The sequence below is a fragment of the Rosistilla oblonga genome (genome assembly GCF_007751715.1).
GTDB classification, from domain to species: domain Bacteria; phylum Planctomycetota; class Planctomycetia; order Pirellulales; family Pirellulaceae; genus Rosistilla; species Rosistilla oblonga.
Window position 1 is genome coordinate 3,889,669 of record NZ_CP036292.1, and the last position, 15,575, is coordinate 3,905,243.

The following is a 15,575-nucleotide window of genomic DNA, read 5'->3' on the forward strand; positions in this document are numbered from 1 at the left end:
AGGTGGGTCCTAGTCATGATATCTCCAGGAGTCGATCAGGTGGGTGACAATCTCATCCGCAACGAAGACTCGACGGCCTACGTACGGATGATTGTCTCTAATTTGAGGGGCAGCCTCAGATCTGGTATCGATGTGTTTGCCAGAACACGCAATTCCAGAATTCGAGAGCTGATATGGGCGAATGTACCAGATATTTGAAGCGTGAAGGAAACCCCAAATGGATTGCAGACCGTTCTGTGCTCCCTGCCGGGGACTGCGTTTGATTGCGATATTGCAACCGATGGTGTTCGCTCCGCTCAAACCACCGGCTATCTTCTAGGATTCCGTCGGGATCAGAATTGGGAGCTTGCGGTTTCTCTTTCATTGTCAGCGACGCTCTTTCGCGGTCGCTTCCACTTCTTCCATCACTCGAAGCAGATTCTCACCAAGGATCCCCTGAATCTGTTCCTCGGTGTAACCGCGATCGAGCAGTCCCTGCGTAATCGCAGGGTACGTGCTTACGTCTTCGAGTCCAACGGGAACCATGCTGATCCCATCGAAATCGGAACCGATCCCAACATGTCGCCAGCCCGTCACTTCGGACAGGTGGTCGATGTGATCCAACACGTCGTCGATATCACCAGGCGGCATGGGGTTCTTGTTTTTCCATACCTTATACAATGCCGAAACCTCGGCCGGACTGTGATCTTTCGCCACCCCACGACGGTAATCCAACCCCGCGTGATAGACTTTAACCGCTTCGGGAACAACAAACGCGGAAAAGTAGTTGACCATCACGACGCCATCCTTTTCAGGAATTCTTTTCAACACGTCGTCCGGAACGTTGCGTGGGGAATCAGCTACGGCGCGAGCTGATGAATGCGAAAAGATGACCGGAGCCAGACTGGTATCCAGAACATCATGCATCGTCTGTGGAGAAACGTGCGAAATATCGACCATCATTCCCAACTGGTTCATCCGCCGGACGACTTCCCTGCCGAATGGACTCAAGCCGTTGGCCTTTGCGGTATCGGTTGCCGAATCGGCCCAGTCGAGACTATCTGAATGAGTGATCGTCATGTAGCGAGCTCCCAAATCGAACAGATGATTCAGGTTGCTGATTGAATTTTCGATGCAATGGCCTCCCTCCACACCAATCAGCGACGCTATCTTGCCATCACGATAGATGCGGCGAATATCGGCAACCGTCGTCGCCGATTCGAAATGATCCGGATAGGTTGCCACCATTTTCTTCACCAGCTCGATCTGTTCGATGGTTGTCAAAAGAGCAACGCCGTCGTAGCCGAGCCTCACCGGCACCCAAACCGACCAAAACTGCGCCCCGACACCGCCTGCTTTCAGTCGCGGGATATCGGTGTGCAATTCTGGCTGCGACTTTGCGATGTCGAGGATTTCGAAGGCACGATTGCTATCGGTCCGGATCTTCCAAGGCAGATCGTTGTGACCATCGATGACAATACTCTTGGCATGGATTTCTTTCGCCTTATCCGTGATCTGCATCGCAGCGTTTTCGACGGGATCGTCCGCGTTGAGCACAGTCACTAACACTATCCCAACGACAGGAACAACCATTGTCGCAAAGCATCGACAGCAGAATTTCATCGCGTACATCCGTCGGTCACATAAGTATCAAAAAGACGAAGGTGCAAGAGCTCGCGGTCAGGAATCGTTTGTGCGACGCCACCAGGGATCGCTCACTAAGATCCCGCGCAACGAGCCAGCTGATCGGACAGGACTTGCTCAATGCAGTGGATTCGACATGCGAGTTTCGTCACGTTGGAGAAGCAGTCCATTTCATTTGCAGTCGGTCGAATCTCGACTGGCGGGCGTCTTGATAGTCATTCGCCCCGCGACTCTGCGGCAATGTCTTTCCAAATCCAACGGTACAAGTTGCGTGCGTCGACATACCGGGCATCGCTACTGCTCGATCCGAGCACGACCATGACGAGTCGCTTCTCGTTTCGCTCCGCATAGGAAACCAAACACGCCCCCGCGGCGGTTGTGGTTCCCGTTTTCACTCCCAAATAGCCTTCCTGAGCTAACAATCGGTTTGTGTTTGTCCAGCTGACCGTGCGATCTTCACCTTCGGGAGTGTTGACGATCGTCGAATGGTTCCGCGTGGCAACGGTGTCTCGGAACCTCTCGTACTTCATCGCTTCGCAGGTCAGTTTGACCATATCGGCGGCCGTTGTCAGATGCGTTTCATGGGTAAGCCCATGAGGGTTTACGTAGCTTGTCCGTTCCATCCCAAGTTGTTTTGCCGTCTCACACATCGTCCGGATGAATGCGTCGTAGCCGTTTTCGTCCTCCGTGGCCAATCTGGGCCCAAAGTGTTCTGCAATCGCAACGGAGGCGTCGTTGCCCGACGGAAGCATCAAACCATAGAGCAACTCTTTCACCGGCAGACTCTCCCCTGCATTCAACCTGCAGGACGAACCAACCGTCTTATCGGCTCTCTCCGAGAAGGTGATGTTTTCTTCCCAGACGTCAGGCGACTCCTCGGCGAGCTTCAATACAACCAGAGCTGTCATGATCTTGGTGATGCTCGCTGGGTTCCGCTGTTCATCCTCGTTGCCGCCGGCCAAAATTTCTCCTGTGTGCCCGTCGGCTATGACCCACGCTTTACAAGTGACAAACGGCGGACCGATCAGCGGATCCGCCGGCTTTTTCGGACGCTCCACTTCCGGACCAGTCGCATGCGCCGCACCGCCGCTGATAAATAGAGCCGACATGATGAAGGCTAACAATGTGGAATACGTGGATGCCATTTGTCTCTTTAAACTCCTATCGAATAACCAACAGGACTTGGCTATTTGAAACGTTCTTTGTCTAGTGGAGGCTATCGTCTTGAGATGTTTTACCAGAAACTTAGTCGCTGTTGGCTAACACCGGTTCCGTTTGGGATCGCCTACATCTCTGCGTCCTTCGACTCCAACGTTTGCAGCCATCGTTCTGCAGCCCTAAATCGTCGAGCCGTTCCAATCCGGCGGATAGATTTCCTGGGACCGCCGCAACATCGATTAGTCAGCAAAATGGGCCTCCCAGATAGCGATACCACTGTTTCCTTTTGAATCCGCCCACGCGCGGCTCATCGAAGTCGTATTGAATTCGAGCGAGAGGTTTCCATCGTGGTCGACGGCGATGACTCCTCCATCCCCCGGCTTAAGCACGTCGTTAATACACGCCAGAGTTGCTTCGGATAGCGATTGATTCGCGAACCGCATCCGCCAGTTAATTTGTGCCGCGATTCCATGGCGAATGTATTCTTCCCCACTTCCAGTCGCACTGATAGCGCATCCGCGGTTGTCGGCGTAGGTACCGGCTCCGATGATCGGCGAATCTCCAACACGGCCGACCATCTTGCCAGTCAGCCCGCCGGTGCTTGTCCCCGCCGCCAGATTTCCATGCATATCAAGCGCGACGCAGCCAACGGTCCCACGAGAGATCTCCTGGTCGGTGCGGTCGCCGGTCTGGTTCGCTTCCGGCGGTATAGGATAGCTGGGATTCTCCAATTCCTTCCTGCCGGTGGCTTTCAACTTCTTCTGCAGTTGTTGCCATCGCGTCGCATCGTAAAAGTAATCCGGCGTGACGGTTTCGATGTTGTGTAATTTGGCCAACCGTTCGGCACCTTCTGAGACCAGCAAGACATGCGGCGTCTTCTCCATGACTAACCTTGCTGCTTGGATAGGATTGCGAATCGTTTCCACTGCCGCCACTGCACCACAGGACAGATCAATGCCATCCATGATCGAGGCATCCAGCTGGTGAAAGCCTTCCGCATTGAAGACCGCTCCTTTTCCCGCGTTGAAGCAAACCGCGTCTTCCAGCACCATCACCGTCCGTTCAACCGCATCGAGAGCCGTACCGCCTGATCGCAGAACAGCTTCTCCCGCTTCGAGTGCTTTGCGGAGCGACGTTTTGTACTCTTGAAGACGTTCGGCGGAGATATCCTTGGACACCGAACCCGCGCCAGCGTGCAATGCGATCGCCCATCGCGGCTTCTCCGCCGACAACGTCCCGCACGCCAGGAAGACAGCCAGAAAACCGATCGCATTGATGCACAGCGACAAGCACGTCGGAACGGTTCGTTTCATGACTCTACCCGCACGAGAGAAAGACTATCCAAGGGGAATTCGACAACAAACGTCCTTCCACCAATCTAGTTTGCCCAGCCGATGCTGCATAATGACATATTGCGCAAAACAAATGGACCAATGCGCACGCAGATTGCCACGACAAAGAATCACGTTGCCTCAAGTCGCCAGCCTGAAGTGATTCGATTTTCGATTATACCCGCACCACGGCCACTACAATTGCGAAACGAGTGCTTCGCAATTGTCGAGTCATCATTCGACAGCAGTTTCAGTCGAAGCTCGCGGACAGCTGACTGCAGAACGTCATTCGGGCGATTGCCCACGACGATCACACCGCCCACTGCTCATCGATGATCTGACCACGTAAGCCCAATGGACCATGGCGTTCTTCGCTTCAGAGGAATTGGGATGCGGGCGTGGCGATATTGCATGATCAAGCGATGGTCGAAATAGATCATCGCGCCCCAATCTGGCTTCCCCGGTGGACTGCGAGTTAGCAGAGGCCTGCGCAAACTAATGCGGGATTCGTTCCCCCGAGCTAGGCGTTGGTCTCCGAGGCAAATTTGCGGATTCGACCGCTGGAAATCCGCGGCGTCGTATTGTCACTATCGATCGCAGCAAGCACAATCAATCGCCATGGATACTTCCCGCCTTTGCATAAGATTAAGTTGAGCGATGGTTGCTGATTCGAACTCGGAAGAACAACGTCTCGATTCTGCCCCCCAAAACGGCGACTCTGTGCGATCGGGGCAAAAGCCGATTGTGGTTGTCGGCGGCGGTGTCGTTGGATCGGCGTGTGCGTATTATCTTGCCAGTGCAGGAAGCCCGGTGGTCGTAATCGATCAAGGAACCTTCGGCAGCGCGTGTTCCCACGGCAACTGCGGTTATGTCTCGCCGAGCCACATCCTTCCGCTCTGCAGCCCCGGCGCGGTCGTTTCGTCGCTGAAGACGCTGTTCTCGAAGAACTCGCCATTCAAGATTCGGGCTCGAATCGATACGAAGATGTGGTGGTGGTTCCTCAAGTTTGCCATGCGTTGCAATCAGGCCAATATGATCCAAGCAGGGCATGCACGGCACGCGATGCTCAGCTCGTCACGGAAGTTGTATCAGTCGATGATCGACGACGGGCGACTCGGTGATTGCGAGTGGGAATCGATTGGTTTGATGTTTGTTCACAGCGACCGCAAACACTTCGAGTCATTTGAGGCGACGAACCAGTTGCTGATCGACGAGTTTGGAGAGAGCTTCGAGCGACTCGATCAAGCCGAACTTCTGCGACGCGAGCCTGCGTTGAAAGACTTCGCCTGCGGCGCGTGGATGTATGACGGAGATGCCCATCTACGTCCCCACCTATTGATGAAATCATGGCGAAGTCTGCTGGAAGCAAAGCAGGTGGAGATTCGCGAGAACTGCGAGTTCTACGATCTCGAATCGTCCGGATCCAATACATATGCGATCCAAACAAGCCAAGGTCGAATCGAAGCCGAGCAGGTGATCTTCGCCACCGGAGCGTGGTCGCGAATGATTCAACAGAAGCTGAAAGCTCGCATTCCAGTGGAGCCGGGCAAAGGTTATTCGATCACGATGCAGCGCCCCCAAATCTGCCCGAAGTACCCAATGTTGTTCGAGGATCATCGCGTGGGAATCACGCCGACCGCGACCGCCTTGCGAATCGGTTCGACGATGGAATTCGCCGGCTTCGATGCATCGCTGCGTGAAGACCGTCTGCAACTGCTGACCGATGCGGCCGAGCTCTATCTGCACGATCCCATTCGCGATCCAGTCGTCGAACGATGGACCGGCTGGCGTCCGATGAGCTGCGATGAGATTCCGATGGTCGGCCGCGTTCCTCGCTACGGGAACGTCTGGTTGGCGGCGGGGCACGGCATGCTTGGTCTCTCGATGGCGACGGCGACCGGCAAACTGATCTCCGAAATGATCACAGGCCAAACACCTCATATCGATCCCCATCCGTACCGTCTCAATCGCTTCTAAACCGGTCGGATGCAGAAACTGGTTTGCCGGGTAGCAAGCCAGTACGGAACGATGAGTGTGGGCTGCGTCTAAATGATTGTCAGCCGTATCGCTTCGCCAACGCGATCAACTGCGGAGGATCGCGGGAATGACGTGTCCATGCACATCGGTCAATCGCCGCTGGATGCCGTTGTGATAAAACGACAACTTGGTGTGATCGATGCCGAGCAGATGGAGTGCTGTCGCGTGAAGGTCGTAGCAGTAGGTCGGCTTTTCGATCGCCTTAAAACCAAGTTCGTCGGTCGCGCCATATCCGACGCCCCCTTTGACTCCGCCTCCCGCCAGCCACGCGGTGAACGCGCCGGCGTTATGATCCCGCCCCGCGGCTGCGGCTCCCTGCGCGGCCGGTTGCCGGCCAAATTCCGTCGTGCAGATCACTAGCGTTTCGTCCAACAGACCGCTTCGTTTCAGATCGGCAAGCAACGCCGAAGCTCCTGTGTCGAGAACACGCCCCCAATGTCCGTGGTCCCGTACGACATCCTCGTGCGAATCCCAGTTGGGGCGAATCTTTTTGGCCGTTGTGTTTTCCGCACCACAATACAGTTGAACGAATCGGACGCCACGTTCCACTAATCGGCGAGCCAACAGACACTGGCGTCCGAAGTCACCGGTCGTCTCATCGTTCATGCCGTACATTTCTTGCGTCGCCGCGGATTCTCGCGACAGATCGGACAACTCAGGGGCACTCAATTGAAGCCGCGCCGCCAGTTCATAGGCGGACATGCGTGCCTCAAGATCGGTATCGCCCTGACGCTGGGCAAGATGTTCGCGGTTGAGCGTCTGTAGAAAATCGAGCCCCGCCTGATCCGAAGCTCGATCGACTTCGGCAAGATCCTTTGGCGGAAACAGATCGTTGATCGGTTGCTGTCCGGAACGCGAATCCAACGTCGTCGCTTGGTGGACCGCCGGCAGAAAGCCAGCGCCCCAGTTGATGATCCCGCCGGGCGGCAAGCCCTTCGGGTCGGGCAGCACGACAAACGCGGGCAGATCTTCGCTTTCGCTTCCCAGCCCGTAAGTCACCCACGATCCCATGCTAGGAAATCCAGGCAGCGTGAACCCGGTGTTCATCATGAAACAGGCGGGCCCGTGCAACGCGGTCTTGCTTTGCATCGAATAGATGAACGCCAGATCGTCAACCTGTTTCGCGAGCTTGGGAAACAAATCGGAGACCCACAGTCCCGATTCGCCATGCTGCTTGAAGTCCCAAAAACTCGCCTGGCAATTGCCTGGCTTCGAAGCAAAAAACTGCAGCTTGCCATCGGGATCAAACGGTTTCCCCGAACGCTTTTCCAACTCGGGCTTGTAATCGAACGTATCGACCTGACTCATCCCGCCGGGACAAAAGATTTGGATCACCGCTTTGGCGCGGGCCGGATGGTCAAGCCGCTTCGTTCCCGAAGCGACCGCGTCCTGCTGGTGGAACATCGACTGCAACGCAAGCCAGCCGAGTCCGCCGCCAGCGGTTTGCAATACCTGACGTCGATTGAATGTTTGCACGGTGTTTCTCGAATCCTGTTAGTCCAAATTGACAAATTCGTTCGCGTTCAACAACGCACGACACAAATGCAGCAAGCCAAACTGTTGGACCAATTCACGCGCTCCCTGCAGCTCTTTCATCGACGGCGAACGGACGAGCACCAACTGAAAGGCAAGTTCGATTTGGTTGTCGACCTGATCGGATTCGGCCGCGATCCGATCGGCCAAGTAGCGAGATTGCCGCAACATAAAATCGTTGTTGAACATCGCCAGAGATTGAAGCGCCGTCGTTGTGACATTGCGTTTGGGAGTGAAGTTGGCCGGATCGGGACAGTCCAACGCGGTCATGAACGACGAAGGCGTTGTCCGGACGGTGAAGCGATAGACGCTGCGACGCCACAATTCGGGAGAGTCCGCCGTCTTGTAGGTATAGATCGGCGCATACGCTTCCTGGTAATCGAAGTCACGAAAACCGGGACCGTACATCTCAGCATTCAACTTGCCGCTGATGGCCAATACCGAATCCCGCACCGCTTCGGCTTCCAACCGCCGTCCATTCATACGCCACAATAATTTGTTATCGACATCGATTACGGTGGGATCCTTTTCACCGGACGGGATCACTCCGTCGCGTCGGTGGCTCACCTGTTGATAGGTTTGCGAAGTCACGATCAGCCGGTGGATCGCTTTGAGCGACCACTTCTGCCGAACCAACTCGGTCGCCAACCAGTCCAACAACTCCGGATGCGTCGGCAACGAACCACCGAATCCAAAGTCGCTGGGCGTATCGACGATACCCGAACCGAAGTGCCAGTGCCACAATCGATTGACGATCACCCGCGCGGTCAGTGGGTTTTGGGGATCGACGATCCAGTCGGCGATGGCCAAGCGTCGTTCCTTATCACTTGTCGCGGCATCGCCAAACTCCAGCGGTTCCTTCGACCAACTCAAACCGCCCGGCGAAACCGCTTCTCCCGGCGCCTCGGGATCGCCGCGCGACAGGACGTGCACGGCAGGTGGATTTTGCGACGCGACACCGAAGAAGACCGGCGGAGCGACAAGCGACTTCAGTTCGGATTCCAGGTCGCCAACTTGAGAACGTAGTTTTTCGATTTGCTGTCGCTTTTGATCCGCAATCTCCGTCGTCGCGACCGACCGGATACGCGGATCGCCAAAACTCACCTGATCGTGCCCATATCCATTCCCGCCGTCGGTCGAGATCAAAGTCAGGAAACGTGTCTTCGCCGGGATCGCCCGCGAAACGTGAACGACGTCGTTGCGGCCTATTCGCTTGCGGAGAATCAATTCGCCGTCGAACAGGATGTGGAACTCAGCACTCGGTTCGACGGTTCGCCCGCCGTATCCGACGGTGGTTGAGAACTCAAAGGCATCAGTCTTCGAAACGTCGGGATTCCCCGCAGCCAACGCATCGCGCATCGCATCCAAATCGAACGTGATCCCAGCGTTCGCATGCAGCCCGATCATCGAATGCCCGTCGGCGTTGTAGTCGGTGCTTCCCAACTTGCTTGAAAACTGGCTGGTCACCGGGCCATTGCGAATCGCATCCCACGCATTGCCGCTGTTGTTCGGTAGCTCCGACACAAACACGCCCGTCGAACTGATTTGCGTTTTCGACGACGCCGGAATGAAGACGCCGTCGACAAATGGGGTGTCGCTGGCGGAGAAGTGCCCCGACCGCACGTCGCTCAAACTGCTGACCGACGACTCTTGCACCAAGCCCGTCCGCGGATCGATCCCTCGGCCCTTTTTACCGCTTCCATATCCATTGCCACCGCCAACGATATCGGCCAGATCAACGCCCTGTCCCTGCAGTTGTGCGTTCTCGCTTTGCAGGTCCGCGATCGACTTCTCCAGTCGCGCCTTGTTCGATTCATAGTCGGACTGGGCGGCATGACTGACAACGCGATCCTTTCGCGAGAGCCCCGCGAAAACAGCGGTCAGTTGGTAATATTCCCGTTGCGTGATCGGGTCGAGCTTATGATCGTGACAACGCGCGCAATTCACCGTCATCGCCATCGTCGATGTCATCACTTGAGTGACCATGTCGTCCAGATCGAGTGCTCGGGCGGCCCGCCGTAAGATGGGACTCTTCGCCTCGACTTGGCCTACATAATCCCAGGGTCCCGCCGCGAGGAAGCCGGTCGCGATCACCGAATCGGGATCGTCGGGAGCGATCAGATCGCCCGCGATTTGTTCCCGCAGAAACCGATCGTAAGGCTTGTCATCATTAAACGCTCGAATGACGTAGTCGCGGTATCTCCACGCATTGTCTCGCAGCTTGTCCCGCTCGAACCCATGCGTGTCGGCGTAGTGCGCAATGTCCAACCAATGCCTTGCCCAGCGTTCGCCAAAGTGATCCGACTCCAACAATTGGTCGACAAGCTTTTCATACACTTTCGGATCGGGATCCGCCACAAACGCCGCGACCGCTTCGGGTGTGGGAGGCAAGCCGATCAGATCGTAATAGAGCCGGCGAATTAGGGTCCGACGATCGGCTAGCGGCGACGGCGAAAGCTGTTCTTGCTTCAACCGTTGTTGAATGAATCGATCGATGGGATGCGTCGACCCTCCGGGCAAAACATCCGGTAGCGGCACGTCGGCCACTTGCTGAAGCGACCACCAAGAAGCGTCCGCTTTCGGCTTCGGCTGAACTTCAAAACCTTCGGGCCACTTCGCTCCTTCAGCGATCCACTGCCGAATCGTGGCAACCTGTTCTTCGCTTAGCGGACTACCCTCCTCCGGCATCGAAGGCCTCTCGCCCACATCGGCAGTGACCGTGTCGATCAGATGGCTGTTCTGCGGCTCGCCCGGAACGACAAACTCTAAGCTCAAAAGATCTTTGCCAAACGAAAGCGACAGCTCGCCACTCTTCCGCGTTTCGTTGTGACAGTGAACGCAATGCTGCTGAAGAATCGGCGCGATCTGAGTAACGAAATCGACAGGAGCCGCAACGAGGCCACTGGTCCAAAACGAAAGCCAGAAAACCGTTAGGCAAAAGGCTGGCCGAAGTCTCGCGGCGCCTGGCAGTTGAACGGAGGCATGCATTTCATTCACAACCATGGAGTAGCAAATCGTATTGGATCAGGCCAGAATGTCGTCGATCACATGAGCTTCCTCAACACCGGTGAGCCGTTGCTCGAGCCCTTGAAATTTGAAGGTCAAACGTTGGTGGTCGAAGCCCAATTGATGCAGGATCGTGGCGTGCAGATCGCGGACGTGGATCGGGTCGATGACCGAATTGAACCCCAGATCGTCGGTCCCGCCGTACGTGATCCCCGGTTTCATTCCGCCCCCAGCCATCCACATCGTGAACGCATTGGGATGATGATCGCGGCCGTCGTTGCCGCCACCTTGGACCATCGGCGTGCGGCCGAACTCGCCGCCCCAGATGACCAACGTTTCGTCGAGCATCCCCCGTTGTTTGAGATCTTGAATCAACGCGGCACAGCCCTGGTCGGTCGCCAGACAATTCTTCTTGATGTCTTTGGTCAGGTTGCCGTGTTGGTCCCACGCTTCATGGAACAGTTGCACAAACCGCGTCCCCCCTTCGACCAGCCGCCGCGCCAACAGACAGTTCTTTGCAAACGATGACTCGCCCGGCTTCACACCGTAAAGGTCCAACGTCTCCTGCGTCTCGGTCGAGATATCCATCAACTCGGGCGCACTCGATTGCATCCGATACGCCATCTCAAACGAATTGATCCGCGTGGCGATCTCGGGATCGCCGGTCACAGCCAGCCGCTGGCGATTCAGTTCCGAAATCGCGTCCAACGAATCGCGTTGCACGCGGGAGTCGATGCCGGCGGGGTTCGACAGATAGAGCACCGGATCGCCGACGCTGCGCAGCTGGACGCCTTGATAGACCGTCGGCAGATAGCCGCTGCCCCAATTACTGGATCCTCCACTGGGGCCTTTGGTTCCGGAGCTGAAGACGACAAAACCGGGCAGGTCCCGCGATTCACTGCCGAGCCCATACAGCGACCAGGCGCCGAGGCTTGGTTTGCCAAACAGCTGCGATCCGGTGTTCATCATGATCTGTGCCGGAGCGTGGTTGAACGCGTCGGTCTTCATCGATTTGATGATCGTCAGCTCGTCGGCGACCGCGGCGGTGTAAGGCAACAGCTCCGAGATCTCCGCTCCCGATTGGCCATGCTTGGCGAACTTGAATTTCGGCCCCAGTAGTTTGGAGTTCGGATTGATGAAGGCCGCGCGATAACCTTCCAACAGTTCCGCCGGCGGCAACTGCCCATCGAACTTCGCCAATTCGGGCTTGTTGTCGAACAGCTCGAACTGGCTCGGCGCCCCCGCCATAAACAGGAAGATGACGTTTTTGACTTTGCCGGGAAAATGAGGCGTCTTCACGGACAATGGATCATCCGCCGCAGACGCCGCCGATTCGTTGATCAGACTCGCCAAGGCGATCGATCCGAGCCCGACGCCACAATCTTGCATGAACCAGCGTCGCGAGATGGGGTTTGTTGTCATCGATTGGGATTCACAAAAAGGGAGGCGTTTAGGAGAGCTTCAGTCAACGGAGTTCAGGGAATTACAGTCACTGCAAAACGTCACTCTTTGGTCATCGTTTCGTCGAGACTCAGAAGCACGCGGGAAACCAAAGTCCAAGCAGCCAGCTGGTCAACGTCGTCCGAAGCCGCTTCGGGCGATTGAACAATCTTAGCAGCATCGACTTCATCGCTCGCAATCCGCTGCCGCTGCTTGTCCAACAAGCTTTGCAATGTTTGCAATTCGTCGGTTGTCGGCTGCCGCGCGACACAGGTTCGGAAAGCAAACCGCAACCGGCTCGTATCGTCGGCCTGCTCCGATTCGACAATTCGCTTCGCCAATCCGATCGCGCACTCCATCGACAGCGGTTCGTTCAACAACGTCAACGCTTGCAGCGGCGTGTTCGACCGATTCCGCCGAACGCACGAAACGTTCCCCGGATCGGCGTCGAAGGCGTCGAGCATCGGATAGGGGACGCTACGGAACCGGAATGTATAAAGTCCACGGCGATAGCGATCTACGCCCGTCGCTTCGTTCCAAGTCTTGGGGCCATAACTGGCGGGAGGCTCGAACAACAGACCAGGAGCGGGCGGGTAAACCGACGGCCCACCGAGCTGAGTGTTCAGCAATCCGCTAGCCGACAGCGCAATGTCGCGGACGATCTCTGCATCGACGCGGAACCGCGGCCCGCGAGCGAGCAGACGGTTGTACGGATCGTCTTCATAGGAACTCGATTTTGTATCGACCACGCCGGACGAGCCCACGTTCGACGATTGACGGTAAGTAGCCGAGGAGACGATCAACCGGTGAATCGACTTCAGTTGCCAATCGTTCTCCATCAACTCAACAGCCAACCAGTCCAGCAGTTCGCGATGCGATGGCGGGGCGCTTTGCAAACCGAAGTCGTCGCTTGTCTCGACGAGTCCGATTCCAAAGTAAGCTTGCCAGATTCGATTCACGATCGAACGGGCGGTCGTCGGGGATCGCTTGTCGACCAACCAACGGGCAAACGTCATTCGAGTTGCGGGAGCCGATGGATCCAGTGGGTGTAGAAACTCCGGCACGCCAGGTTCCACGGCCTGCTTGGGGCTAAGAAAGTCGCCTCGATCGAGGATCGATGTCTTCCGCTTGGCAAGCCGCTCCTCCAACACCAATTGGTTCGTTCCTTCGGGGTAGCTCTTCCACAACGCTTCGATCTTTGCGTTAGCATCGGCCCAGTCGGCGACTGTCGTTCGCCAGTAGCTGAACGCAACCGCCAGTTGTTCCGGTGTGTCGAGCTTTACCGGATCGGACAGTATCTCGCGGACCGCATGGGGTACGGGATCAGCGACCGGCGCCGCGTCGGTCGTCAACGAAAACCGATAGCGTCCCATCAGACAATTGTGGTTGTCATCGCTGTTCCAACCGCCATGCCGCATCTCGGGCTGGATCGTCAGCACGGTTCCTTGCGGAAACCCAACCGGTTGCTCGAAGACAAAGACCGCCTTCCGTGGTTGGTTCCGTCGACCGGGGTCGAGATCGGTGCTCCACGCCGTTTTCTTATCCCCATCGATGGCATACGCGATCGGCCCGGTGACACGTTTGTCGCCACCTTTGGCCCTGATATTGATCAGGTAATCCGGTTGCGGTGCTTCCGCCGGATTGACGTCGGCGGTCGCGGAAACGATCTTCACCTTGGTCCGCTTCTCGGGCTGATCCAACGGAGCGACATAGACTGTCATCTCCGTCAGCGCTGCCGTCCCGCGAACCGAACGCCCCGGACCACGTCGCGGCAATTGAGGATGCGTCAGCAATTCGACTCGGATCGCGCTGATCTTTTCCGCGGTGGTCGTCATCCCAAATTGAGGTGCCGAGTTGGCCGGTGCGTAACTCTCGCTGACGATCGACGAATCGTCGAGCACGCGAAACTTCTGTCCTTCGTACGGGATGTCGCTAGGCGTAAGGACTTGCCAATCGCCAACCGATTTTTGCGAATCGGCAGCCCACACTTGCAGTTGCTCCCGCCAATCGGGCATCGATGCTTTCAGCTCCGACTCGATCGCTGCGATCTCCGCCTCGATCGAATCGATCCGCTGCTGCTCGTCAGGTGTGTAGACGGGGATGATCGCGTCGTAGGTGTTGTTCAAAAAGGCAAACATCCGGTAGTAGCCTTCGTGCGTCAACGGATCGTATTTATGCGTGTGGCATTGGGCACATTGAGTCGTCAGCCCCAAGATGCTCTTGCCGATCGCATCCATCCGGTCGAACATCCCTTCCATCCGGAATTGCTCCGGGTCGGCGCCCCCCTCTTCGTTGACCATCGAGTTCCGCAGAAAACCGGTGGCGACAAGATTCGCTTGCGTCGCATCGGGCATCAGATCCCCCGCGATCTGTTGCACGATGAAATCGTCGTAGGGCATATTCCGATTCAACGCGTCGACGACCCAATCGCGATAGAACCACATTTGACGCGGGGCGTCTTTTTCGTAGCCGTTCGAATCGGCGTAACGGGCCGCGTCCAACCAGATCCTTCCCCAACGTTCACCAAAATGAGGCGAGTTAAGGAGCCGCTCGATCTGCGTTTCAAAGGCACCGGGCGATCGATCGGCCACAAACGCATCGACCTCCGAGATCGTCGGTGGCAAGCCGATCAAATCGAGACTCAACCGACGCAACCACGTCACACGGTCCGCTTCGGGAGAAGGCAGAATTCCTTCTTTCTTCAGTCGCTGCAAAACAAACGCGTCGATCGGATTGCGGATCCAATTGCGAATCGCTTCAGAACTCGTGGCTTGCGTGTCGGCAGACGCGTCCGTTGTGAAAGGCTTTGCCGAATCGACGGCGAAGGGTACCGCGGGGCGTGTCGGCGGAACAAAAGCCCAGTGCTGTTCGTATCGGGCCCCCTCAGCGATCCAATTTTGCAGCAACTCGATTTCCTGATCCGTCAACGGTTTGCCGGTACCCGCCGGCGGCATCTGCAGGTCGGGATCGTCCGAAAGGATCCGCGCTACCAATTCGCTCTCCTCCGGTTTGCCGGGGACGATCGTCGACGAATCAGCTGGCGGCGCGATGTCCAACCGCAGATCGGCTTCGCGATGTTCGGGATCGGGACCGTGACAGGCAAAACATTTATCGGCCAGGATCGGACGGATATCGCGTCCGAAATCGATAGCCTGTTCCGTTCCGCCAGCGGACAACAAACTCGAGCAACATGCGACAAGCAGCGTGAGATAACGGAGCACGGGTTTACCTGATGGGAGGCGAGCGTTTAGTGATCGCATTAAGCGCGAACATCAATGCTGAAAGGTGGTAGGAAGCTGAAAGGTTGGGCTGACTGTAGAGTTCCTATTCCAACTAGTTGCCGGAGGTCCGAACCCGCGTGGGGCGTTCCGGTAAGCCCTCCCCGAAAAACTCGCTGAAGGCTCGTTTATCGACCCTCCCACGGCAAGCCGTGGGAGGGTGAAGTGC

At 56.7% G+C, this 15,575-nt stretch carries 8 protein-coding genes; 1 reads left to right on the forward strand and 7 read right to left on the reverse strand.

Annotation, left to right across the window (positions count from 1 at the left end):
- Positions 1 to 366: 366 nt before the first annotated feature.
- The 3 genes from CA51_RS13805 to CA51_RS13815 all read right to left on the reverse strand — a co-directional run bounded on the left by CA51_RS13805 (position 367) and on the right by CA51_RS13815 (position 4,094).
- A complete protein-coding gene (locus CA51_RS13805) occupies positions 367 to 1,542 on the reverse strand; it encodes a dipeptidase (RefSeq protein WP_197451174.1) in 1,176 nt (391 codons plus the stop codon).
- A 296-nt stretch (positions 1,543 to 1,838) separates the two neighbouring features.
- Complete coding sequence (locus CA51_RS13810; protein WP_197451175.1) at positions 1,839 to 2,732, reverse strand: D-alanyl-D-alanine carboxypeptidase family protein; 894 nt, start codon at positions 2,730 to 2,732, stop codon at positions 1,839 to 1,841.
- 288 nt (positions 2,733 to 3,020) lie between these two features.
- Complete coding sequence (locus CA51_RS13815; RefSeq protein ID WP_145121517.1) at positions 3,021 to 4,094, reverse strand: isoaspartyl peptidase/L-asparaginase family protein; 1,074 nt, start codon at positions 4,092 to 4,094, stop codon at positions 3,021 to 3,023.
- Between the two features lie 762 nt (positions 4,095 to 4,856).
- On the opposite strand from CA51_RS13815, the gene CA51_RS13820 reads away from it, so the two are divergent.
- Positions 4,857 to 6,089: an NAD(P)/FAD-dependent oxidoreductase gene (locus CA51_RS13820; protein ID WP_231746193.1), complete on the forward strand. Its 1,233-nt coding sequence runs from the start codon at positions 4,857 to 4,859 to the stop codon at positions 6,087 to 6,089.
- 105 nt (positions 6,090 to 6,194) lie between these two features.
- On the opposite strand, the gene CA51_RS13825 is transcribed toward CA51_RS13820, so the two are convergent.
- The 4 genes from CA51_RS13825 to CA51_RS13840 form a co-directional block, all read right to left on the reverse strand.
- On the reverse strand, positions 6,195 to 7,625 hold the full coding sequence (locus tag CA51_RS13825; RefSeq protein ID WP_231745679.1) for a DUF1501 domain-containing protein: 1,431 nt from the start codon (positions 7,623 to 7,625) through the stop codon (positions 6,195 to 6,197).
- 18 nt (positions 7,626 to 7,643) lie between these two features.
- Positions 7,644 to 10,670, reverse strand: coding sequence for a DUF1553 domain-containing protein (locus tag CA51_RS13830; protein WP_197451176.1), 3,027 nt, complete (start codon positions 10,668 to 10,670; stop codon positions 7,644 to 7,646).
- 36 nt (positions 10,671 to 10,706) lie between these two features.
- Complete coding sequence (locus CA51_RS13835; RefSeq protein ID WP_145121523.1) at positions 10,707 to 12,110, reverse strand: DUF1501 domain-containing protein; 1,404 nt, start codon at positions 12,108 to 12,110, stop codon at positions 10,707 to 10,709.
- Between the two features lie 80 nt (positions 12,111 to 12,190).
- The gene (locus CA51_RS13840) at positions 12,191 to 15,349 is read right to left on the reverse strand and encodes a PSD1 and planctomycete cytochrome C domain-containing protein (RefSeq protein WP_231745680.1); all 3,159 of its coding nucleotides are present in this window, start codon (positions 15,347 to 15,349) and stop codon (positions 12,191 to 12,193) included.
- Positions 15,350 to 15,575: the final 226 nt, after the last annotated feature.

Coding starts and splice junctions, on each gene's coding strand:
- CA51_RS13810 (WP_197451175.1), bottom strand. CDS start 2,732: ATGTCGGCTCTATTTATCAGCGGCGGTGCGGCGCATGCGACTGGTCCG.
- CA51_RS13815 (WP_145121517.1), bottom strand. CDS start 4,094: ATGAAACGAACCGTTCCGACGTGCTTGTCGCTGTGCATCAATGCGATC.
- CA51_RS13830 (WP_197451176.1), bottom strand. CDS start 10,670: ATGCATGCCTCCGTTCAACTGCCAGGCGCCGCGAGACTTCGGCCAGCC.
- CA51_RS13835 (WP_145121523.1), bottom strand. CDS start 12,110: ATGACAACAAACCCCATCTCGCGACGCTGGTTCATGCAAGATTGTGGC.